Below are 22,679 nucleotides of genomic sequence, written 5' to 3'. Positions count from 1 at the left end.
CGGCCTGTGCTTTTGGCTATTCTACGGTAACAACACCATTTTCGCCTACAGTCACGGTGTCACCCGTGCGGACCGCCTGCAGGAATTCGTCGCCCAGACTGTCCACGGTAGGCATGGGATGCTCGCTCCAAACACCCGCCAGAATGGCGCCGGCGGCGGCCAGGCTGTCGATGGGTTTGGAGAACAGAAGACAGGCGGGCTGCCGGCCCATGCTGGCCGCTGTGAACAGAACCATGCCACCGGTGGTGGAACCAATGGTCTGCGGCAGACACAAAGCAGTACCTGCCATGGGCTTTTTATACAGATCCGGGTTGTTCTGATCCGAACATTTTCCGGTCTTGTCACCAAACATCAAGCTTTTTTGGTAGCTGGCCAGCGTATTGAATCCGCTGTGTGTCACAAGGGCCTGTGCCTTGGCAGTGCCGGGCACGACCACACGTCCCTGAAATGTTTTCATGCGTGTTGACCTCCCTTCGTCAGAAAGGCGAGAATTTCGGAATCGGTGTAATACCGTGCGGTGGAATAGGTGCGCAGCTTGTTGGAATTGGTGATGACCGGCATTTTTCCGCACAGAGGATTGTTCATGTACATCAGCGGGCAGATGGAGGACAACACGATGCCCATCTCTGCCAGAACCTTTGCGCGGGGTGTGCTGCGGAACGCTTCGGCCACCGCGGGCGCGGCGGTGAATACGGTGGGAACCGCCACGCGGGTCCGTCCGCTGGCCTTCAGCCCTTCCTGCACCTGATCGGTCCACTGTTCCAGCTGCGCCAGAGACAGATGCGGGCAGCCTACAAAACAAAGCTTGGGTGCGGCATTCGCGTCTTTCCAAATGCAGGGATAACTGGCTTTCACGCGTGCCAGCTCTGCATCGTCGATCACATAGGTCTGCGCGTTTTCCGTGATGAGCGCCTCGCCCAGTTCACAGGCCTCCGGCGTCAGGTTGGCCACATGGTACAGGCCTACGGCACCGTTGGAGGCGGTGGCGGCACCCATATCTTTCAGATAGGCTTTGGCTTCGTCGTTCAGTTCGGTGCCGAGCCACTGGTCCAGCCCGCGGATGTAAGGCACGTCTTCCAGCACTTTCATGCCGATGGCACTGCCGAGAACCTGCGCTTCCGGTCTCTGAGAAGTGCGCACTTCCACCACCCAGGTGGCCTTGCGTCCCTCGTCGGTCAAAAGGCCGAATTCCGGCACGCAGCCGGCGATGGAACCAAACAATTCAATAATTCCTGAATTGCGGTTGCAGCGGGCGCCCAGCACGCTGTTGGCGTACACAACGGCGCTGGATTCTGCCCAGCTGAGAATTTCGCCTTTCTGCGGTTCGTTGCCCACTTCGGGCATATAGCAGGTGCAGGTGAAGGCATCTTTGGATACAAGGCCCAGCTTCTGCAGCTGCGCCTCATAGTCTGCCTGCTTGGAATACATGACGCGGAAAACAAGATTCTGCAGAAAATTGCTGGGAACGGCCGGGTCCAACGGACGGGGGTCCATGGTAAACTTTTGCTGCGACAGTGCGCCGCCTTCGATCAATTGGTCCATCAGTTCGTAGACAGGTTTCATCATGGAAAGACCGAAGCTGGTCACCAGATGTCCCTGCTGAGACGTGACGGGCACCATGCGGGATGCGCCGAAGGTTTCGCCGTACATTACCAGCGTCTTCATCACTTTGGCCATCACTTCGCCCTGGCTTCCGTCCAGAACTGCCTGTTGCTGTTGCGTAAGCTGCATCGGCATACAGATTCCTCCTTCAACTGGGTTTCTTCTATCAAAGCGTACCGCGGAGCAGAGAAAAAGTCAACGAAAAATCCGCAATCGCATTTGCGCTGCCGCTCATTCAAACTGTTCCCGGTAAAGCTCTTTCAGGGTTTCTTCCACCCGGTCGCACAAAGCGTCAGCTGCTTCGCGCACCGCTTTTGGGGCTGTGCGCATGGCATAGGAACGGCCAGTGTAGCGCAACATGCCCAAATCGTTGAAGTTATCGCCGAAGCTGACCATATCCTCAGGCTGAAGGGAAAGCGCTTTTCGAATGATCTCCAGTCCATCTTCCTTTCCGGCTACGGTGAAATCCAGCCATTGCCGGCCGGAGACCGCCACGTTCAGGCGGTCTTTCCACGCATTGCCAAGATCGTCTTCGTTTTCGGCCGCGCCGTTACGGCAGAAAGCGGATACTTTCAAAATGTCTTCTTCGATGGCGTCCAAGGAGGGCACCAGTGTGACATGGTTTCCCACGAAGTACCGGATATGATCCACGTAATCGTCCTGTTTGGGAAGCAGATAGGATGTCTGCTCACCGGAGATCAAAACCTCACAGTGCGGGCGCGCTAAAATACTGCGGCAGATGCTCAGGGCATCTTCGCGGGGAATGCAGGTTTTTCCGAGAACCTTCCCCTTGTAAAAAACAACCGCACCGTTTTCACACAAATAGAGAATATCGTCCGCCACGGGCGCGAACAGCCCCCGCAGACTGTTGTACTGCCGGCCGCTAGCCGCGCAGAACAGGACGCCCTGTTTTTGATAGGCGTCAATCAGGCGGAACAGCTCATCAGACACCTGAGTGCTGCCGTTCAAAAGCAGGGTGCCGTCCAGATCACTGGCAATCAATTTCATAGAAACAGTCTCCTCTTTTTAATCTTTTTTATTATAAGGAATCCTGTACAAGGGCGCAAGCACTTGACAGAGCAGGGGAAAGGTTCTTATACTGAGAATAGTTCAAAAATGAACTTTTTGGAGGCGCTTATGTTTACGCAGTCACAGTTTCTTGCGGCACAGCAGCTTTTAAAAAAATTGTATGAAGTATGCTGCGAGCCGGTTTTGCAAAATTATGGTCTCACAAGGATGGAACTGGATGTGCTGATGATTCTTGCGGAAGAAAACGGGATCGAGGCAGCCGGGGAGATGGTCGCGCAGATGGGATTCACCAAGAGCCATGTCTCGAAAGCGGTGGAACAGCTGGTGCGCAGAGGCTGGGTTCAGGCGATCCGGGATGATCAGGACCGCCGGCGCCAGCGTCTGCGTCTCACAAAGGCAGCGCAGAGCGCAGTGGAAGAGGGGCGCCTTGCCCAGAAAAAACTGATGCGTTTTTTGTATCACGGCATGGATGAGCAGGAAAAGAGGCAGGTCGATTCGTATCTTGTTCGCGCGGCGAAAAATGCCCAAAGCGCACTGGAACTGTATGAGGGAGGCAAAAAACATGGAGCTGTATGATTTTTATACCGGGCGCGCTTTTGAGGCCTATCATTACTTTGGCGCCCATGAGACAAAGCAGGGCTTTTTATTTCGCACCTATGCACCCGGTGCGGAGCGAGTGCTTCTGATTGGGGAATGGAACCAATGGGAGGGACAAAAAATGGAACAAAAGGGCCGCAGCGGTGTGTATGAATTGTGCACCGCTGATGCGCAGCCCGGCATGATGTACAAATACAAAATTTTCGGCGCGGATGGTTCCGAGCGCGACCACTGCGACCCCTACGGATTCCAGATGGAACTTCGCCCCGGCACCGCATCCATTGTTACAGCGGCTTCACGCTATCACTTTTCAGATGAGAAATGGATGCAGCAACAGAATAAGGGCTTTGACGGACCGATGAATATTTATGAGGTACATCTTGGGTCTTGGAAACGAAAAGAAGATGGCTCCTGGTACAGCTATGAGGAGCTGGCACCGGTGCTGGCGGAATATGCGAAGGAAAACGGCTACAATTATATTGAATTGATGCCGCTGTCCGAGCACCCGGCGGATTGTTCCTGGGGATACCAGAACACAGGTTTTTTTGCGCCCACCAGCCGGTATGGAACGCCCGACGGTCTGCGAAAACTGGTGGATACCTGCCACGAGATGGGGGTGGGAGTTCTGCTGGATTTTGTACCTGTGCATTTTGCTTTGGACGATTACGGTCTGAAGCAGTACGACGGTACAGCTTTGTATGAATATCCTCATGCCGATGTGGGGGAAAGCGAGTGGGGCAGCTGCAACTTCATGCATTCCCGGGGTGAGGTGTGCAGTTTTCTGCAGTCATGCGCGCACTATTGGCTGGAGGAATTTCACTTTGATGGCCTGCGGATGGACGCAGTCAGCAGGCTGCTGTACTGGCAGGGGGACCCCGCACGCGGGGTGAATCACAATGCAGTGCGTTTTTTGCAAAGAATGAATGCCGGTCTGCGGCTGCTGCATCCGCGTGCGATCCTGATTGCAGAGGATTCCACCGACTATCCGAAGGTCACGGCACCGGTGGAATACGGCGGGTTGGGGTTTGACTACAAATGGGATCTGGGCTGGATGAACGATACGCTGGACTATTTCAAAAAAACGCCGGAGCAGAGACGAAGTGTCTATCATCAGCTGACCTTTTCCATGATGTACTTTTATCAGGAACACTATCTTCTGCCGCTGTCTCATGACGAGAACGTGCATGGGAAAGCTACGGTGCTGCAAAAAATGTTTGGTGCTTACGAGCAGAAGTTTCCGCAGGCACGCGCATTTTACCTGTACATGATGATGCATCCCGGCAAAAAGCTGAATTTTATGGGAGCCGAGTTCGGGCAGCTGAGAGAATGGGACGAAGCGCGGGAACAGGACTGGCCTGTGTGCCGTTACCCGATTCACGATGCCTTTCTTCACTATATCCGGGAGTTGAATCATCTGTATCAGACGCACGATGCGTTCTGGCAGGGCGAATACAACCCGGCCCATTTTTCCTGGCTGGACTGTGCAAGCGAGGCGGACTGCACCTACACCATGCTGCGTGCCGGTGCGCGGGAAAAGCTGGTGGCAGTGTTCCATTTTTCGGATGAAAGCCAGCCCGGCTACCGCCTTCTCATGCCTGGTGCAGGGCGGCTGCGGCTTCTGCTGCACTCGGACTGGCAGCGGTTCGGGGGCGATGAAGAGGAGCGGAGCGTCCGGCTGAAAACAGGAAAAAAGAATGAATTGACATTGGATTTGCCGCCTTTCAGCGCACAGCTGTTCCTGTGGGAAGAAACGCCGCTTTCTTGACGATGTACGGACACAGCGCTACAATAAAGGCAAGAACAACAAGGGAAGTGGCGCTATGGAAAAAGAACTGGAGGCTCAGGCGCGTCAGGCGGCGCAGGAGTTGTTGGATGCGGCGAAGCTGAAGCCGGGAGATCTGCTGGTGGTGGGGTGTTCCAGCAGCGAAATTTTGGGCCAGCGCATTGGCCGTGGCTCCAGCATGGAGGCGGCCGGTGCAGTGTATGACGGAATCGCATCTGTTTTGGAAGAGCACGGTGTTTTTCTGGCGGCGCAATGCTGTGAGCATTTGAACCGTGCGATCGTGCTGGAGCGGGCGGCACTGCCTTTGGGAGCGGAAGTGGTCAATGTGCTGCCGCAGCCTCATGCGGGCGGCAGCTTCGCCACCACGGCCTGGCAGCGCATGAAGGACCCGGTGGCGGTGGAAGAGATTCGCGCCGACGCGGGGATGGACATTGGCGATACACTGATCGGAATGCATCTGAAGCGGGTGGCAGTGCCCGTCCGTTTGAGCATTCGCCGCATTGGTCAGGCGAATTTGGTCTGTGCCCGCACACGCCCCAAATTTATTGGTGGAAGCCGTGCGGTGTACGCTCCGGAGGAGGAATTGAGATGACAGAACAACAGCTTCGGGAAAACGTGGCGCAGGTTCGCCGCCGTATGGCGGATGCGGCCGCCCGGGCGGGCAGAGACCCGAAAGAAATCCTTTTGTGCGCGGCCAGCAAAACGCAGGACGCAGCCACCGTGCGCCTGGCGGCAGAGCTGGACATTGATCTGTTCGGGGAAAACCGGGTACAGGAGCTGACGGAAAAGCATGCCGCCAATGCCTATGGCAGTAAACCTCTGCATTTCATTGGGCATCTGCAAACCAACAAAGTACGCCAGGTGGTGGGAGTTGCCTCTCTGATTCAGTCGGTGGATTCCGAGCATTTGCTGAATGCGGTCAACAGGCAGGCGGAGAAGAAAGAACTTTGCCAGGAGATTCTTCTGGAGATAAACATCGGTGCGGAAGCGAGTAAAAGCGGTGTTTCTCCCGCGCAGTTGGACGCGTTGGCGCAGGCAGCCGGCCAGCTGGAGCATGTGCGCGTGCGCGGCCTGATGGCCATTCCGCCAGCAGACTGCACTGAGGCGCAGACCCGGTGCTATTTCGAGCAAATGCGCATGCTTTTTGAACGTCTGGACGCACAACAGATTCCCAATGTGCAAATGGATTACCTCTCCATGGGTATGAGCGGCGATTTTGAGAGCGCGATTTTAGAGGGGGCGAACATCGTGCGTGTGGGCACGGCACTGTTCGGTTCCAGAAGTTATCCTGTATAAGAAAAATCCGGCAGCCTGATGGCTGCCGGATTTTTGGTTCAGGGCCAGGAAAAACGGGTCATATCCACACGGCCGTCCGGAAGAAAACAGACGCCCTCCGCGGCCAGAAGCTCCCGCTGTTCCGTATAGCTTGGGCACAAGCGACCGTCCCGGTTGACCACCCGGTGGCAGGGAACATGTGCTTGTGCGGGGCAGGTGTGCATCACATATCCCACAATGCGCGCCGCACGCGGGTTTCCCGCCAAAGCTGCCAGACAGCCATAGCTGGCCACCCGACCAGGCGGAATTTGACGGGCTGCGGCGTAAACCCGCTCGGTAAACTCACTGCGCACAGCTTTCCAGCTCCTTTCTCCACTGGCGAAGCACTGCTTTTTGCTGTGGGCTGGCCTGACGGGATTCGCAGATTTTTCGCACGGTCAGGCGGCGGATCTCCGGGTCAGTCAAATGCTGCATGGCAGCAAAGGTGGCTTTGGGAAAACGCACATAATACATGGAGAGCGCCCACGCAACCGCCATTTGTACCGAAGGATGCGGATGGTTCACACAAATCAGCTGCTGCAGCGCTGCATCCAGATACTCCTGGGTGCGGTAGTGGTCCAAAAGCATGACCACGGCGAACCGTACCGAATAAGGGAGGGGCGAGTGAAGCAGCGGCAGGAGAAAATCCCACACCTCCCGGGGAAAGCGCTGTGCGATGCGAAGGCCGCAGCAGAAACTGTCACAAACCGACCAGTTGGTGATTTTGGGAAGGAATTGCGCAACAGCCTGCAGTGTCTGCCCGAGAGGAGCTTCGGCGCTGCCGATGACCATTCCCTGCAGCATGATCTCTTCAAAGGTCTCGTCTGTCAGCTGCTCCAAAGCAGGCGCAAGCCCCTGCCGGGACAGTACGCGTGCCATTTTGCGCAGACTGGGAAGGCGAACTCCCAGCAGAGGAATGTCCAGCGGCGGGAGCAACCGGCTGGAAAACGCGGCGTATTCCGGCTCCGCCAGTGCATAAAGCTGCTGTTGAACGTATGTCACAAAACTCACCTCAGAGGAATTGTAACATGTCCGGACAGTTGCTGCAATCACCGTTCATCTGGATTGTGCAGTTCTTTGGCTTGCTGCTGAATCTCCTGGCTCAAGGCATGTCCGATATTGCGTGCCTCGGCTTCTGCCTGCGCTGCGTCGGTGCGTATATGGGTCCATGCGGTTTGAATTTCCGCGTTTTCCTGAATGTCTTCTTTCAGGAACATCAGAGAAAAGCCGATTGACAGCAGTGCACAGCATACCCAGATGGTTCGAAGCCCCAACTGGCCGCAAAGCATTCCGCCGGTTCCCGCGCCCAGGGCAAACAGGCCGATCACGCCAAAATAGTGACCGGCTTTTTTCACCAGCGCGGAATCTTTGGTGCGCAGATAAGCGCTGAACGCCTCTACACCGCTGCGCAGATTGCCGATGCACATCGTGCTTGCGTACGGATATCCGTTAATTTTGCGGAATGCCTGCACCTGCATGGCACAGGCAAACGATACAAGGGCATTTCCGGCAAGATCCATTGAAGAGGGAAAAAAGCCGACGGCGAACAAAAGCAGAATTTCGCCCAAAACGATCAGCTGGCGCCAATGCACAGCGCGAAGAGCCGCATAGCGTGCACGAATCTGTTCAGCGATGAATACACCGAATGCAAACGCGAACAGCGGCACCAGATAGTGAACTCCGCCCAGCCACTCTCCGGCAAAAAAGCATTGGCTCATCAAAACAATGTTCCCCGTTTGGGCATTGGCAAAGACCTTCCCGCGCACGCAGTAAGAATAGGCATCCTGTAGTCCGCCGGAAAAAGTAAGAAGCGCTACTGTGGGCCAGGATTCTGACATCTGGCGGCTGCATTTTGGTTGTTTCAAAGAAATCACCCCGTGTTTTCGTTGCGATTTTTTCGACTACTTATTATAATAAGGGTGTTCCTCTGTGTAAAATGTATCTTTTGTATGGATGATATGTCAAATTGATATAATAGGAGTATTGTATGAACGTACACTACGATTATTACCGCATCTTTTATCATGTGGCCCAGTGTGGCAGTTTCAGCCGTGCGGCACAGCGGTTGGGGGCAAACCAGCCCAATATCACGCGCAGCATCAATCGGTTGGAGGCACAGCTGGGGTGTCGGCTGTTTTTGCGGTCGGTGCGCGGTGTGGAACTCACGCGGGAGGGAGAACGCCTGATGGAGCATGTCCGGGTCGCGTATCGTCATCTTCGCGCGGCAGAGATGGAGCTGAAAAAGGATGCGGAGCTGAAGGATCAAACCCTTGCCATCGGTGCCAGCGAAACTGCGCTGCACCTGTTTCTATTGGACCGGCTGCAATGGTTTCGGCAGGCTTTTCCGGGGGTGCGGCTGCACATTTCCAATCACTCAACACCGCAGGCAATGCAGGCGCTGCAAGCAGGGCAGATCGATCTGGCAGTTGTGACAACCCCGGCCGATGCGCCCGCGCCGCTCAGAGAAACCCCTTTGCTGGCTTTTCAGGAAATTCTGGTGGGAGGAACACAGTTTGAAGCGTTTTCGCATCGGCGCATGAGCTGGAAGGAACTGGCGCGCCAGCCCATGGTGGTTCTGGGAAGAAGCACCATGACCTGGTCCTTTTACCAGCGGGTCTTTTCCATGCACGGGGTTGCACCGCAAACAGATACACAGGCGGAAACAGTCGATCAGATCCTGCTTTTGGTGCGACACAATTTGGGGCTGGGCTTTTTGCCGGAGCCGATGGCGCGTGAGGCCATTCGCCGGGGAGAAATTTTTGAAATCCCCTTGGAAACACCGGTTCCCAGTCGGCACGTCTGCCTGGTGCAGAACAGCGCCAAGGCGCTCAGCCCCGCGGCAGAGGCGCTGCGGTCGCTTTTGTGTGAAGAAGGACTGTTGAAGGAAGAACAGAATTTGTGATAAACTGAAGGAAACATTGGTGCGAAAGGGAGAGAGAATATGAAAAGCTTTGTTCACACATTGCCCGGCGGGGCGACGCTTCAGGCGTATCTGCACGAAGAGATATGCGGATCAGACGGACAGCTCTGGGGGCCGCGGCCGGCGGTGATTCTCTGCCCGGGCGGCGGCTATGCGTTTACTTCGCCCCGGGAGGCCGATCCACCCGCATTTCTGTTTTTGAATATGGGGCTGCAGGTTTTTATTTTGCATTATCGCGTGGGGGAGCAGGCCGGCAAACTGCAGCCGATGGAAGATTTGGCGCGCAGCATCCTTCTGGTGCGTGAGCGGTGCAGCGAGTGGGAAATTGACCCTGACCGCGTGGCGGTCATGGGGTTTTCTGCCGGGGCGCATCTGGCGTGCAGCCTGGGGGTCCATTGGGACGATGAGGAGCTGGCGCGCCGCTGCGAAGTGAAAGAGGTGCGCCGGCTTCGCCCGGACGCCATGATTCTGGCCTATCCGGTCATTACAGCCGGCACGTTTGCGCACCGGAAAAGCATCGAACTGGTCAGTGCGGACAGCGGCCGGCCGCAGGAATACTGGAGCCTGGAAACGCAGGTGAACGATCAAACGCCGCCTGCTTTTTTGTGGCACACCATGGACGACGCCGGGGTGCCGGTGGAAAACAGCTTCCTTCTGGCACAGGCGCTGCACAAAGCGGGCGTGGAGTGCGAGTGTCATCTTTTCCCGTCGGGATGCCATGGAATGTCTGTTTGCACCGGGGAGGTATATACGCCGTCCGCCACGGTCGGTATGTGGGTCCCGCTGTGCAAAAACTGGTTGGAGCATCGCTTTGGGCCGCTGGGCGGTCTGTAAAAAAAGGACCCGTACGGTTCGTACGGGTCCTTTTCGGTTATGTCCGCATCATGCGGTCGTTCCGGCGATTGCTTTCCGCGATGATCTGACGAATTTCGGTATTGGCAAGTTCCACTTCCTCATGAAAGATGGAGGCGGAAACACGAAGTGCGCCGTGCCCGAGAATGATCAGCTGTTCCGCGCCGTCCGACGTGGCCACCCGAACCCGGCGGTGCCGGGCCAGCTGGTAAGTGGCTTTTTCAATGTACATGTCGGCGGTCTCGGCTTCTTTGGTGTATACAATGTGGATGTTCTGATACTTGACGACCTCGCCTGCGTTCCGCTTTACCTTATAGGCGTCAAATACAAGAATGACAGCGCATTTTCGAAAGCCCTGATAGTTGCACAGAATATCCGCCAGAGCCTGCCGGGCGGCGTCCAGGCTGGTGCGTGCCAGTTCTTTTAGCTCGTCCCATGCGAAAATGATGTTGTAGCCATCCACCAGAAGATATTCGGGGCCTGACGGCTCAAACTGGTATTCCTGTGGCGGTTCCACCGGCTTGCGGAACAGTTCCCTGCGTCTGGAAGGACCATAGGTCCGTTCAAAAATCGAGGCAAGTTCCGCGTCCTCGGCAAGCGATCCGCCTGCGGTGCGTGAGACCGGCCCGCTGCGGTTTTCCTGCGGAGGAGAGGGTCGCTTCATCAGACCGCTCTCCACATGGGCATGAGCGGGGACCTGATCCCAGGGAACCACATAGCCTGCCCCGTGCGAGCAGAAAACCGAGTCGGCGGGATTTTCAGTATCCCGTGCCGGATCGTACCCGATTTCTTCCAGTACCTGTTCCGGGTTGTGGCAGGGTTCGTATCCGCTCAGTGTGCAGGACAGGCGGCCCTGCCCTTTGGTGTAGCCGGCCATCTCCAAAGCATATCCCTGCATCTCCGCCACGGGAGCACGCCCTGTGAGCACGGTGCAGGTGTCCAGAGTCTGGGGCGGGTCAAAGGTCCCGCCCATCCGCTGCACATCGGCCAGTGCACGGCCCATCTGTTCTGAGGGGATTTCCAAGCGGAAGGCATACCACGGTTCCAGAAGAATGCTTTCCGCCTGCATCAGCCCCTGACGAACAGCCCGATAGGTGGCTTGCCGGAAGTCGCCACCCTCGGTGTGTTTCAGATGGGCGCGCCCTGTGGTCAGTGTGATTTTTAAATCTGTGATGGGGCTTCCGGTGAGAACGCCGGGGTGCTCTCTTTCTGCCAGGTGTGTGAGAATCAGTCGCTGCCAGTTTCGGTCCAGCACATCTTCGCTGCAGATGGTATCAAATTGAAGTCCGCTGCCGCGCGCCAGGGGCTCCAAAAGCAGATGGACCTCAGCGTAGTGACGCAGCGGCTCAAAATGTCCGACGCCCTCCACCGGGGCGGCAATGGTTTCTTTGTATACGATTTTTCCGGGCCCAAAACCCACCGAAAATCCAAACCGCTCCAAAATCAGTCGTTTTAAAATGTCCAGCTGCACCTCGCCCATCATCTGAAGCTGAATCTGTTGTACCTGCTCTTTCCAGACAATGTGCAGCTGCGGATCTTCTTCTTCCAGTTGCCTGAGCTGTGCCAGGGCCCGGTGAACATCACACCCTTCGGGGAGGCGTACTTCACAGCTTGTGACAGGCTGCAGAACCGGGCGCTGGCCGTCGCCTTCTGTACCAAGGCCCTGGCCCGCCCAGGTGTGGTTCAGTCCGGTTACCGCACAAACAGTGCCTGCTTCCGCGACATCTGCGGTTTGAAACCGGGCGCCGGAATAAATGCGAATCTGATCGATTTTTTCCTGCCAGGCAGGACCTTCGTCAGGTCCGCTGCCGGAGACAAGCGCCTTTACCCGAAGCTGGCCACCGGTCACCTTTAAATAGGTCAGCCGTGCACCCTGCGGGTCACGGACAATTTTGTAGACCCGGGCACCGAATTCATCCGGACGTTCCGGGCACAGGACAAAATGCTGGAATTGTTCCAGAAACTCCCGGATACCGTCCAGCCGAAGCGCGGAACCGAAAAAGCAGGGGAACAAGCCCCGCCAGGCGATCAGACATGCCACGTCCTGCTGGTCCAATGTTCCGTTTTCCAGATAACGTTCCAGCAGTGTTTCGTCCAGCAGGGAAACAGCCTCGCCAAACTCGGCGCTCTGCGGCTGCGAGAAGTCCACGCAGGCGGGGCTCAAGCGTGTTTGAAGCTGCTCCAGCACACGCGTTTTGTCCGCTCCGGCCAAATCCATTTTGTTGATGAAGAGAAAGGTGGGAATGTGATAGCGTTCCAGCAGATTCCATACGGTTTGAGTGTGGCTTTGTACGCCGTCCGTTCCGCTGATCACCAGAATGGCGTAATCCAGTACCTGCAGCGTTCGTTCCATCTCACCGGAAAAATCTACGTGGCCGGGCGTGTCCAGCAGTGTCAATGTGAATGCAGGCAGAGAAAGCACGGCTTGCTTGGAAAAAATCGTGATGCCGCGTTCCCGCTCCATTTGGTCTGTATCCAGAAATGCGTCCTGATGATCCACGCGTCCAAGTTTTCGCAGGCTGCCGCCGCAATAGAGCAGCGCCTCAGACAATGTGGTTTTGCCGGCGTCCACATGGGCCAGAATCCCAACCGCAATTTTTTTCATACGTCTCCATCCCTGTTGTAAAATCGTTTTTTATTTTAACACATTCCACGGCGTGGTGCCACTGTGTGCATGGTTTGCAAAGAGGAAAATATTTCGGAACAGGCGGCGGTTTCGAGGCCGTTATGGGGGAACATATTCTGTTTCAGAATTCAAGAAAAGTCATATAACAAAAAGCGCGCAGGCACTTGCCTGCGCGCTTTTTTTCAGGAAAGACTTTGCCGGATAATGCGATACAGCGTCGGCTTCATGTGGTCAATGGTGTCCGGCTTCCCTTCAATAATGGAGGAATAGCACACAGAGCCGCACATCTCCACCAGTACAAACATCAGCTTGAACAGCTCATCTTCGGAGTATCGCTGCGCCAGAGGGCTCTGCGCAAGATCCTGTGCAAGATTTTTCCACAAAGGATCGCTCTGGTCCGAGAATGCCTGCCGGACCATGGGCCACGAGAAATTGCGCTCCAAAAGCTGAAGCTGAAGTTTGTTGTATTTAAAATACTCCACAATGTAGTCGACCATGGTGACTACATTTTCCGCGAAATCCGTCGAGCTGTGCTGGCGCATCGCATGATATGCCTCACTGAGAATGCGGGTGGAGATTTTTTCCACCAGCTTTTGGAGCAAATCTTCTTTGTTTCGGAAGTAGAGGTAGAAAGTCCCTTTTGCAACATCTGCTTCCCACACAATTTCATCAATGGACGTTTTTAAAACGCCTTTTCCGAGGAAAAGCTTGTAAGCCGCATCCAGAAGATGCTGTTCCTTTCCTTCCCGCTGCAATGGGGTTTGCCTGGGCACAGGGACATCCCTCCTTCCTTTATTTAAAAGTATATCGGTGCAAGTGGGCTTTTTCAAGGCTTTTTTTGCTTTACAGCAAAATGACCAAAAGTCATTTTTGAAAGATAATGACTATTGGTCATTTTTAATCTTGCGTTATTTCGTATATTCGTTTATACTTGTGGCATCGCTAAAAATGACTGTTAGTCAATAAGGAGTGACCGCAATGGAGCGATTTGCAAAATTTGTGGTTCATCACCGGAAATTGGTGCTGCTGATCGCGGTGTTGCTGCTGATACCGTCGGCTTTTGGCGCGGTGGGAACCTACATCAATTACGATATCCTGACCTATCTTCCGCCGGAACTGGATTCCATGGTGGGAGAGCAGTATCTGGAAAATGATTTTGAAATAGCAAGTACCGCGATGATCACGGTGGAACACATGCAGACGGCGGATGTGCTGAAAATGAAAGAGGAAATTGCAGCAATCCCCGGCGTGGAGGATGTAATGTGGACCAGTGATATGGTGGACGTCACCGTTCCGCGCGAAATGCTTCCGCAGGACATCCAGCGCTTTTTCTACAACGGTTCCGGCGCCACTATGTTGATCGTGCGCTTTTCAGGAACCAGCGCAAGTGCTGAAACCATGAATGCAATCGGGCAGATCAAAACGGTTTTGCGCAAGGATTGTTTTATCGGCGGGATGTCTGCAATTTTGGCAGATACAAAAGCTTTGATTGACCGCGAAATGCCGCTGTATGTTTTGTGTGCGGTGGCATGTTCCATTCTGGTGCTGTTCCTCAGCTTAAAGGGAACGGTGGTGCCGTTCGTGTTCATGCTGGGCATCGCGTTTCCCATTGTGTACAATTTCGGAACCAACTATTTTCTGGGGCAGATCTCTTACATTACGCAGGCGCTGGCCACGGTCCTTCAGCTGGGTGTAACCATGGACTTTTCCATTTTTCTGCTGCACCGCTATGAAGAGGAAAAACGCCGTCTGGGCGTAGGGGAGAACCAGCGTGCATCCTGCGAGCAGGAAGAGCAGGCCATGGTAAAAGCCATCTGTAATACAGCGTCTTCCATTGCGGGTTCTTCCCTGACAACGATTGCCGGTTTTTTGGCAATGTGCACGATGAGCCTGGCGCTTGGAAAAGACATCGGTATTGTCATGGCCAAGGGTGTGGCGCTGGGAGTCATCTGCACGGTCACGGTTCTTCCCGCGTTGATCATGACGTTCCGCAAGACCATTGAACGCCATACGCACCGGACATTTATTCCCAAACTTTCCCGCACAGCCCGGTTTGTCACGCGGCACAATGTTGCGGTGCTTTTGGTATTTGTGGTGCTGTTTATTCCGTTTTCAGTGGCGCAGAGCAAGACCAGCGTGTATTACACGTTGTTTGACAGCCTGCCGCAGGATATGGACGGAATCGTGGGCACAAACCGTTTGAAAGAAGACTTTGACATGACCACCACGCATTTCATTCTGGTGGACGAAGGACTTTCCAATCATGAAATGACACAACTTACCAAAGAGCTGGAACAGGTGGACGGGGTCCATCAGGTCATGAGTTACGAGAAGTTTTTGGGCGGCGGAATTCCGGACAGCATGATTCCTGATGAGATCCGTGGAATTTTTCATGCGGGTGGCCACCGGATGCTGCTGGCCAATTCCAGCTATGAAAGCGGCTCCGATGCGCAGAACCGGCAGCTGGACGAACTGAATGCCATTGTCAAGCGGTATGATCCCGATGGAGTAATCAGCGGAGAAGGTGCCATGACAAAAGATTTGATTCAGGTGGCGGATACAGATTTCCGCAATGTGAATATCACATCCATTCTGGCGGTCTTTGCCATCATCGCGGTGGTTTTCCGTTCCGCGTCGATTCCGGTCCTTCTGGTAGCAGCCATCGAAAGCGCCATTTTCATCAATTTGGGTATTCCTTATTTTACGGGCTCCGTGCTTCCGTTCGTCGCCAGCATCGTCATTGGCACCATTCAGTTGGGGGCAACCGTGGACTATGCCATTCTGACGACAACACGATTCCGTGAGGAATTGGAGAACGGGCACCACACGCGCGAAGCGGCCCGGATTGCAGTGGAGCAGTGCAGCCAAAGTATTTTGACCAGTGGCCTGACCTTTTTTGTGGCAACTGCAAGCGTAGCGGTCATCTCAAAAATGGAGCTGATCAAAAGTCTGTGCCTGTTGATCAGCCGCGGCGCGCTGATCAGCATGGCGGTGATCCTTCTGGTTTTACCGGCACTTTTGATTGTATTTGCACCGCTGATCCAGCGCACAACCTGGCACTGGCCGAAACAAACGAAAGGAGTTTGAACGATGAAATCGTATTTGAAAAAAGCAATGTGTCTGCTGTTGAGTGCCGCTGTTCTGGCAAGCGCGTCTGTGCCTGCCTTTGCGAACTCTTCGGAAGTGACCAAGGACGAGAACGTGTATATCCTGCTGCATTCGGACGGTTCCGTAAAAAGTCAAACCGTCAGCGACTGGCTCCACTGCGACAGCGGGTTGGCCGGTGTGACGGATCCCACAACGCTGTCCGACGTGGTCAACCTGAAAAGTGATGAGGCTCCCGCAGTGGAGAATGGGGCGCTCATGTGGAATACAGAGGACACAGACGTCTATTATCAGGGGAAAACAGAGCAGACGCCGCCGGTGACAGTATCCATCCGGTATGAACTGGATGGAAAAGAGATGCCTGCAGAGGAAATGCTGGGGCAGGCGGGGCACGTGAAAATTACCCTTTCGCTGGTCAATCATGAAAAACACCCGCAGGAGATTGGCGGTACCGTTCGTAATGTGTTCACACCATTTATCACGATGGTAGCAGCGGACTTGCCGCGGGAACATTTTTGGAATGTGAACATTCCGCATGGAAGCGTACAGACGGATTCTCAGAACCAGATGGCGTGTGCGGTGGCACTTCCGGGAATGCAGGAGACGTTTGATGGCCTCCTCACAGGAAAGATGAGCAGCCTGAAAGACTATTTCCTGGATGAGATTGTTGTGGAAGCCGACACGGATTCCTTTGTCATGCCGTCCATTCTTCTGGCTGCGGCAACCAGCATGGAAGAACTGGAAAAGCAGGTGGATTTCCCGGATTTGGACGGAACGCTGCGTGAGCTGAAAAGCGGCACCGCGCAGTTGGATGACGGTGCGCGCCAGCTGGCAGAGGCCACTGAAACGCTGCGTGGAAAAATGAACGAATTTGCGGCGCAGTACAACACCTTTGACGCCGGTGTGGATGCAGCATATGCCGGCTCCAAAGAAGTAAAAGGCGGAGCACAGCAGCTTTCCGAAGGGGCGCAGAACCTCACGACGGGTCTGGCTGCACTGAAAAACGGAGCGGCTCAGCTGGATGCCGGAACAAATGCGCTGAAAAGCCAGCTGGATCAGTCGTTGCTGCCGGGACTGACGGCGGCAGGCGCACTTCAGCAGAAGCTGAACGAAGAAATGCAGAATGCGCAGCAGGCGCTGAACGGCGTACCGGAGACCAGCGATTTGCAGGCTGCGGTCGGTGCAGTAACGCAGGCCTTGAACGGAGCGGCGGCAGATGCAGGCGCGACCGCCCAAAACGCAGTGACGGGGGCGGCTTCCAATGCGGCAGGTTCTGTAAAGGAGCAGTGCAAAGCGGCCGTTCAGGCGGCGATGGATGCAGACGGCACATTGACGCCGGAACAGCAGACGGCCATTCTGGCCGCGTTGGACAGTGTTGGCGGATACGATGCTTCTCAGGATGCAGCCGCTGCCAACGGTGCGGTCCAGCAGGCGGTAGGTGCACAGGCGCAGACCGTTCAGCAGGTACTGGCGCCGCTGGCAGGCCTGGATACCACGGCTTTAAAGGGGAGTTTCGGAACCGTGAGCACAGATGCGGCTACCCTGTTGACCATGATGAATGAAATGACAGGCAAACTGTACAACGAACAGGATAATTCCGCCACATTGTACGGCGGCGCGGTGCAGCTGAAAGAAGGCACGGACCAGCTTCTTGGCGGAATGGAGCAGATCGGAGCCGGCGCAGATGCTTTGGCTGCGGGTGCTGCCAAACTGGACGGTGGTGCGGCCAGCCTGCAAAGCGGCCTGGAACAGTTATCCTCTTCCAGCAAAGCGGTCAAAGACGCGATTGCACAGTTCCAGTCCGGCTCTTCTCAGCTGGCAGGCGGGGCGTCGACGCTTCAAAGCGGAATGAGCGAATTCCGCAGTAAAACGGACAGCGCTGCGGGTCAGCTGGATGCGGCGCAGCTGGACCAGATCAGCCAGATTGCACAGGCACTGGAGGAGCAGGCAAATGCCTATACCAGCTACACAGGTGCGGCTGAGAATGTGCGCGCCAGTGTGAAGTTTGTGATGAAGGTCGAAGGACCGGAGCAGACCGGAACGCAGCAGGAACAGAGTTCCGGGCAAAGTGTGCAGGATACTACCTTTTGGGATCGGGTCAAAAATTTATTCCAGTGAGAAAGAACAAAACGAGGGGACTGGCACAGGCCGGTCCCCTCGTTGTTTGTGCGGCTCAGTCTCTTTCCGTGTGCTTTCCAATCAGAAAAAGGGAACCCAACAGGGCAAAACACAGGAAGAATACGGACAGAAACACTTTTTTCATGAAAATCTCCTTTCAATCAGGCTTCCACAAGCCGGTAATAGGTGTGAGCAGTCATGCGGTAGACAAACAGGTATAAAAGCGAAAAGATAAAAAATGTGACTAGGCAGCAGACAAGGAACAGCAATCGGTCTGTCATGCCGAAGATGACCAGAATGTTGCAAATTACGTTGTAGGCGAAGGCCATATGCACAAAGGCCATGGCCAGCGGAAGAAAGAAGACCAGCAAAATTTGTTTGTTGATGGTAGCTCGCACTTCTTTTTTGCTCATGCCCACTTTCTGCAGAATGGAAAAGCGGTCGTGGTCGTCAAATCCTTCACTGATCTGTTTGTAATAAATGATCAGCACCGTAGCCATCAAAAACAGGCTGCCCAGAAACAGGCCCAGAAACAAAAAGCTTCCATACATGCTGTTCCAGCTTTCGGTGACCGTGGCGCGGGCATTGATGCTGTAAATCGTTTCAGGTGGTGTGTGCTCAAACAGAGCAGAAGCAATGGCTTTTTGAAGGGCGCTGTCATCCTGCGTGTCCAGATAAACGCACATTTCAAGCTCGGCGTTCTTGCCTGTAGCGGAACAGTAAATCTGCTGAAGTTGCGTAAAATCTGAAACGACAAACTCGTAAGAGAGCTGTACCGTGCTCACTTGATTGCTTTGATAGGGACCCAGTACATCCAGCTGCTGCAGGATATGCAGTGTCTCGCTGCCGATTTGCGCGGTGTTGCCGGAGAAGGACGCGTCGTTGGTAAACAGCAGTGCCTCGCTGGCATCCAATGTCAGCTGTTGCCCGGTCATGGCGTTGTAATCTTCTAAAGGAATCAGGCTCACCAGAACCGGCTGCTGTTTTGTGTCATCGTGTGCGTTGGTGAAAACATTTTTGTCGCGCAGTGCATAAAAATCTGCGTAGCGCCAGAGAAAACGCTGTTCCAGAACATCCGGGCGGATGCCGTCCTCCTCCAAAGCGGCATCAATCTCCGTGTTCAGCTGCTCCGGCGTGCGGTCGTCCAGAAGGGTCACCCGGCCGCTGATGCTGGTAGGGTTCAGGGAAGAAATCATGCTGTCTCGGCCGATATAAAGACAAACCGTGGTGGAGATGGTCACAAGAACCATGGTGGAGAGGATGCAGATGGATGCAAGGCCTGCAGCGTTTTGCTTCATCCGGTACATCAGGCCCGATACGGAGATGAAATGGCGGGGCTGATAATAGTAGGTTTTGTTGCGGCGCAGCAGTTTGAGCAGGGCAATGCTGCCGGAGGTAAACAGGCAAAAAGTCCCCGCGATCACCAGAAGAACCGCGCCGAAAAACACCAGCAGTGCGTTCAAAGGTTCTTTGACGGTGACGGCAATGAAGTAACCGATGCCAAGGCAGATCAGCCCCAAAAGTGTCAGCAGCCAGGAAGCGCGGGGTTCGCGCTCGCCGGTTTGGGTGCTGCGCAGCAGTTCCACGGGCCGGGCTCGCTGAACATGTGTGGCGTTGTACAAAAACAGAACCGCATAAAGAAGCAGGAACAGCACCAGAGTGGTGATGAGAGAAGGAATCGAGATGGTAAATGCAATGGGGGTGGAGAAGTCCAGCACGTAAAGCAGTGCCAGAAACAGTGCTTTGGAAAACAGAATGCCGAAGATCAGTCCCAGAATCAGGCAGAACAGGGCGCTGAACAGGGTTTCGAAAAACAGAACCAGTGCCACATGGCGCTTTTCAAGCCCCAGCACACAGTACAGGCCCAGCTCTTTTTTCCTGCGCTTGATCAGAAAGCTGTTGGTATAGAACAAAAGCGCTACACAGAAAATTGCAATCACAACAGTGCCGAGAAAAAAGATGGAGACCGCAACAGCGCCGCCGCTGACCTGCAGAAGGCCCCGGTTCATGGCGATGGACTGCATGATGTAATAAGTGGCGATGCAGACAATGCTGGTGAGCATATAGGGCCAGTAGGTGTCTTTGTTTTTGCGAAGATTGTTCAGTGCAAGTTTGGGGTAGAAGTCAAGCATGGGCGGCGCCTCCCGTGGTCAGCATGGTCAGCGTATCGCCGATTTTGGCGTACATTTCATCGTCTGTGCGCTCTCCGCGATACAGCTGATGAAAGACCAGCCCGTCCTTGATGAAAAGCACGCGCTGCGCGCAGCTTGCGGCGCGGATGGAATGGGTCACCATCAGAATGGTCTGGCCATCCCGGTTGACATGGCCGAACAGGTCCAGAAGCTGAGCTGTCGCCTTGGAATCCAGCGCGCCGGTGGGTTCATCGGCCAGAAGAATGTCCGGATCGGTGATGAGCGCGCGGGCCACGGCCGCCCGCTGCTTCTGACCGCCGGATACTTCGTAGGGGAATTTGTTCAGAATGTCGGCAATGCCCAATTTTGGGGCAAGCATATCCAGGCGGGCCGCCATTTCATTGTATCCGCGGCGGGAGAGAACCAGCGGCAGAAAAATATTGTCCCGCAGGGAAAAGGTGTCCAGCAGATTGAAATCCTGAAAAACAAACCCCATGTGCTCGCGCCGAAATTGGGCCATGCGCCCTTCCTTGATCTGGGTAATGTCTTTTCCGGACAGGCGCACAACGCCGCCGGTGGGGCGGTCCAGTGCAGCCAGAATATTCAAAAGCGTGGTTTTTCCCGAACCGCTTTCGCCCATAATGGCCACGTACTCGCCTTTTTCAATGGTGAAATTGACATCTTTCAGCGCTTGTACCTGTGTCGCGCCAAAACGTGTGGTATAAATTTTCTGGAGATGTTCTACTTCCAGCAATGGCATGAAAAAGCCTCCTTGAGGAATGTTTTCCGGAAATTTTTCTCCGGTATATTTATGATAAAATACACAGGGCCCTCTCTGCCATAACATTGGCTTACAAAATGGGCGATGCGTCTTACATTTTTGTAATGTTAGTCCATCAAAAGGCGTGGACGTGCAAAAGAAAGGCACACTTTCGTCCCCTGTCCAAGCTCGGAGGTAATGGAAATTTCATGCCCCAGATTTTGGCAGATTTGACGGCACAAATAAAGGCCGAGTCCGGTGGAATGAGAATTGCGGCGTCCGTTGAAGCCCGTGAATCCGCGCTCGAAAATACGGGGCAGTTCTTCAGCGCGAATTCCGATGCCGGTGTCTTCCACAATCAAAGTGTTGTTTTGCGTATAGATGCGTACAGAACCCTGCGGCGTGTATTTGGCTGCGTTGGTCAGAATCTGTTCCAGAACAAAACTGAGCCATTTGGCGTCGGTGGCCACACGGAGATCGCTTTCTTCCACCAGCAGCCGAACTCCTTTTTTGTGGATGAACAGCGTGGAAACGCGCCGAACGCTTTCGTTGACTACGTCCTGAAGGCGTAGCGTCTGGGGCGAAAGATCGCTGTGCATGCTTTCCAGACGCAGATAGCCCAGTACCATGTCCACATACTGCCCGGTTTTGAAAAGCTCCTGCAGCATTTCATTCCGGCTTTGCACGTCCGGGTTTTCCTGCACCAGAAGGCGCAGCGCGGCCAAAGGCGTTTTGATTTGATGTACCCAGAGCGTGTAATATTCCGAAGCGTCCTGCCGCCGAAGAAAATCCCGCTGCTCAGCGGCCAGCCGGTTGCGCTCCAGAGCACTGACAATCGTCTCCCAGTCTTCGTCCAGCAAAGACGACGGGGAAGGCAGGGCCGACAACTTGGTGTCGCACTGGTTCGCAAGCAGGCGAAGCTGCGCGTGGCGCTGGGCAAAGCGCGAAAATCCCGAGGCAAACAGAAGTCCGCCGATCGCACCGGTTAAAAGCGTGGTATAAACAGGAAGTTCCATCGGCGCATGGTAAAAAACGGTCAGCACAAACAGACCGGCCAGTGCCAGGAACACACTGAGAACGGTGCGCCAGATGCTGCAAAAATAAGCGAGCACCAGCCGCGGAAAAGAAAGATTCTTCATGGCTGCTCCTCCACAATGTAGCCAAGGCCTTTCTGCGTGCGGATCAGGCCGGAAAGTCCGATGCTGTCCAGGCGTTTGCGCAGCCGGGTCATATTGACCGTCAGCGTGTTGTCGTCGATAAAACAGTCGCTTTGCCAAAGTGCCTGCATCATATCCTCGCGGCAGACAGTACGTCCCCGATTTTCAAAAAGCAGATGAAGAATTCGAAATTCGTTTTTGGTAAGTTCCAGCTTTTGATCTTTGTAATGCAGGCAGGCGCCTTTCAGGTCCAGAACCGCATCCCGGCACCGGATGACATCCATGGAGCCGCTGAAGGTGTAGGTGCGGCGCAAAAGCGCTTCGATCTTGGCGGTCAATACTCCCAAATCAAACGGTTTGGCGAGAAAATCGTCCGCACCCAGAGACAGCGCCATCACAAGATTCATGTTATCGCTGGCGGATGAGAGAAACAAAACCGGTGTGTGGCTGATTTTTCGAATCTCGGCGCACCAGTGGTATCCGTCGTAAAAAGGAAGTCCGATATCCATCAGAACCAGATGTGGCGAACAGCTTGAGAACTCAGCCAGCACATCCTGAAAATTTTGCACGGCAATGGGCTCATAGCCGTACCTTTCCAGTGTCCGCTGCAAAACGCCCAGAATCGCCGCGTCATCCTCTACAATCAAAATTTTGTACATGGAAGCATTCCCTCCGTTCTTCTAC

General features: G+C 54.6%; 20 protein-coding genes. 8 read left to right on the top strand and 12 right to left on the bottom strand.

Translation table 11 applies throughout. The annotated features are described in order from the left end of the window. Window positions 1–16 precede the first annotated feature (16 nt). The 3 genes from ACKTS9_RS03705 to ACKTS9_RS03695 all read right to left on the bottom strand — a co-directional run bounded on the left by ACKTS9_RS03705 (window position 17) and on the right by ACKTS9_RS03695 (window position 2,610). On the bottom strand, window positions 17–457 hold the full coding sequence (locus ACKTS9_RS03705) for an aconitase X swivel domain-containing protein (protein ID WP_349216778.1): 441 nt from the start codon (window positions 455–457) through the stop codon (window positions 17–19). Beyond that, on the bottom strand, window positions 454–1,737 hold the full coding sequence (locus ACKTS9_RS03700) for an aconitase X (RefSeq protein ID WP_407879019.1): 1,284 nt from the start codon (window positions 1,735–1,737) through the stop codon (window positions 454–456). Before ACKTS9_RS03700 ends, ACKTS9_RS03705 begins: the two co-directional genes overlap by 4 nt. Before the next feature lie 96 nt (window positions 1,738–1,833). After that, a complete protein-coding gene (locus ACKTS9_RS03695; protein WP_407879017.1) occupies window positions 1,834–2,610 on the bottom strand; it encodes an HAD-IIB family hydrolase in 777 nt (258 codons plus the stop codon). Window positions 2,611–2,739: 129 nt separating this feature from the next. Here ACKTS9_RS03695 and ACKTS9_RS03690 point away from each other — a divergent pair, with 129 nt between their 5' ends. From ACKTS9_RS03690 to ACKTS9_RS03675, 4 genes are read left to right on the top strand one after another with little or no spacing between them, the layout of a single operon-like run. Further along, window positions 2,740–3,207: a MarR family winged helix-turn-helix transcriptional regulator gene (locus ACKTS9_RS03690; RefSeq protein WP_407879014.1), complete on the top strand. Its 468-nt coding sequence runs from the start codon at window positions 2,740–2,742 to the stop codon at window positions 3,205–3,207. Further along, entirely contained in the window at window positions 3,194–4,993 is a 1,800-nt protein-coding gene (gene glgB, locus ACKTS9_RS03685) for a 1,4-alpha-glucan branching protein GlgB (protein ID WP_407879012.1), read from the top strand. Before ACKTS9_RS03690 ends, glgB begins: the two co-directional genes overlap by 14 nt. A gap of 55 nt (window positions 4,994–5,048) precedes the next feature. Then, the gene (locus tag ACKTS9_RS03680; RefSeq protein ID WP_407879009.1) at window positions 5,049–5,603 is read left to right on the top strand and encodes a TIGR01440 family protein; all 555 of its coding nucleotides are present in this window, start codon (window positions 5,049–5,051) and stop codon (window positions 5,601–5,603) included. Then, a complete protein-coding gene (locus ACKTS9_RS03675; RefSeq protein WP_407879007.1) occupies window positions 5,600–6,307 on the top strand; it encodes a YggS family pyridoxal phosphate-dependent enzyme in 708 nt (235 codons plus the stop codon). The genes ACKTS9_RS03680 and ACKTS9_RS03675 overlap by 4 nt, the downstream gene beginning before the upstream one ends. A 38-nt stretch (window positions 6,308–6,345) precedes the next feature. Here ACKTS9_RS03675 and ACKTS9_RS03670 read toward each other — a convergent pair whose 3' ends face one another. Genes ACKTS9_RS03670 through ACKTS9_RS03660 form a run of 3 tightly spaced genes read right to left on the bottom strand, consistent with a single transcriptional unit; the run spans window position 6,346 to window position 8,199 of the window. After that, window positions 6,346–6,639 carry an MGMT family protein gene (locus ACKTS9_RS03670; RefSeq protein ID WP_349216771.1) on the bottom strand — a complete coding sequence of 98 codons (294 nt, stop codon included), beginning with the start codon at window positions 6,637–6,639 and terminating at the stop codon, window positions 6,346–6,348. After that, window positions 6,629–7,327: a DNA alkylation repair protein gene (locus tag ACKTS9_RS03665; RefSeq protein ID WP_349216770.1), complete on the bottom strand. Its 699-nt coding sequence runs from the start codon at window positions 7,325–7,327 to the stop codon at window positions 6,629–6,631. Before ACKTS9_RS03665 ends, ACKTS9_RS03670 begins: the two co-directional genes overlap by 11 nt. A gap of 47 nt (window positions 7,328–7,374) precedes the next feature. Continuing rightward, window positions 7,375–8,199 (bottom strand): YoaK family protein, encoded by an 825-nt coding sequence (locus ACKTS9_RS03660; protein WP_407879005.1) that lies wholly within the window; start codon window positions 8,197–8,199, stop codon window positions 7,375–7,377. A gap of 113 nt (window positions 8,200–8,312) precedes the next feature. Between ACKTS9_RS03660 and ACKTS9_RS03655 the strand changes: the two genes are divergently transcribed. Both ACKTS9_RS03655 and ACKTS9_RS03650 read left to right on the top strand, forming a co-directional pair. Continuing rightward, entirely contained in the window at window positions 8,313–9,227 is a 915-nt protein-coding gene (locus ACKTS9_RS03655) for a LysR family transcriptional regulator (protein ID WP_349216768.1), read from the top strand. 39 nt (window positions 9,228–9,266) lie between these two features. After that, window positions 9,267–10,079 carry an alpha/beta hydrolase gene (locus ACKTS9_RS03650; protein ID WP_349216767.1) on the top strand — a complete coding sequence of 271 codons (813 nt, stop codon included), beginning with the start codon at window positions 9,267–9,269 and terminating at the stop codon, window positions 10,077–10,079. Between the two features lie 37 nt (window positions 10,080–10,116). Here the strand turns inward: ACKTS9_RS03650 and ACKTS9_RS03645 are convergent, their stop codons facing one another. Next, complete coding sequence (locus ACKTS9_RS03645; protein ID WP_349216766.1) at window positions 10,117–12,702, bottom strand: translation factor GTPase family protein; 2,586 nt, start codon at window positions 12,700–12,702, stop codon at window positions 10,117–10,119. A 203-nt stretch (window positions 12,703–12,905) separates the two neighbouring features. Next, a complete protein-coding gene (locus tag ACKTS9_RS03640) occupies window positions 12,906–13,496 on the bottom strand; it encodes a TetR/AcrR family transcriptional regulator (protein ID WP_407879002.1) in 591 nt (196 codons plus the stop codon). A gap of 205 nt (window positions 13,497–13,701) precedes the next feature. Here ACKTS9_RS03640 and ACKTS9_RS03635 point away from each other — a divergent pair, with 205 nt between their 5' ends. Beyond that, window positions 13,702–15,810 carry an efflux RND transporter permease subunit gene (locus tag ACKTS9_RS03635; RefSeq protein WP_349216764.1) on the top strand — a complete coding sequence of 703 codons (2,109 nt, stop codon included), beginning with the start codon at window positions 13,702–13,704 and terminating at the stop codon, window positions 15,808–15,810. Window positions 15,811–15,813: 3 nt separating this feature from the next. Next, window positions 15,814–17,946: a hypothetical protein gene (locus ACKTS9_RS03630; protein WP_407878999.1), complete on the top strand. Its 2,133-nt coding sequence runs from the start codon at window positions 15,814–15,816 to the stop codon at window positions 17,944–17,946. A gap of 161 nt (window positions 17,947–18,107) precedes the next feature. Here the strand turns inward: ACKTS9_RS03630 and ACKTS9_RS03625 are convergent, their stop codons facing one another. The 4 genes from ACKTS9_RS03625 to ACKTS9_RS03610 all read right to left on the bottom strand — a co-directional run bounded on the left by ACKTS9_RS03625 (window position 18,108) and on the right by ACKTS9_RS03610 (window position 22,654). Beyond that, window positions 18,108–20,078: an ABC transporter permease gene (locus ACKTS9_RS03625; RefSeq protein WP_407878997.1), complete on the bottom strand. Its 1,971-nt coding sequence runs from the start codon at window positions 20,076–20,078 to the stop codon at window positions 18,108–18,110. Continuing rightward, window positions 20,071–20,838: an ABC transporter ATP-binding protein gene (locus ACKTS9_RS03620; RefSeq protein ID WP_349216761.1), complete on the bottom strand. Its 768-nt coding sequence runs from the start codon at window positions 20,836–20,838 to the stop codon at window positions 20,071–20,073. The genes ACKTS9_RS03625 and ACKTS9_RS03620 overlap by 8 nt, the downstream gene beginning before the upstream one ends. Window positions 20,839–20,966: 128 nt before the next feature. Next, entirely contained in the window at window positions 20,967–21,977 is a 1,011-nt protein-coding gene (locus ACKTS9_RS03615) for a sensor histidine kinase (RefSeq protein ID WP_407878995.1), read from the bottom strand. Further along, complete coding sequence (locus ACKTS9_RS03610) at window positions 21,974–22,654, bottom strand: response regulator transcription factor (protein WP_349216758.1); 681 nt, start codon at window positions 22,652–22,654, stop codon at window positions 21,974–21,976. The genes ACKTS9_RS03615 and ACKTS9_RS03610 overlap by 4 nt, the downstream gene beginning before the upstream one ends. Between the last annotated feature and the right edge of the window lie 25 nt (window positions 22,655–22,679).

It is taken from the genome of Owariibacterium komagatae (genome assembly GCF_045865535.1).
Lineage (GTDB): Bacteria > Bacillota > Clostridia > Oscillospirales > Ruminococcaceae > Ruthenibacterium > Ruthenibacterium komagatae.
The sequence above is the reverse complement of the archived record's forward strand: the minus strand, read 5'-3'. Positions and strand labels throughout refer to the sequence as shown.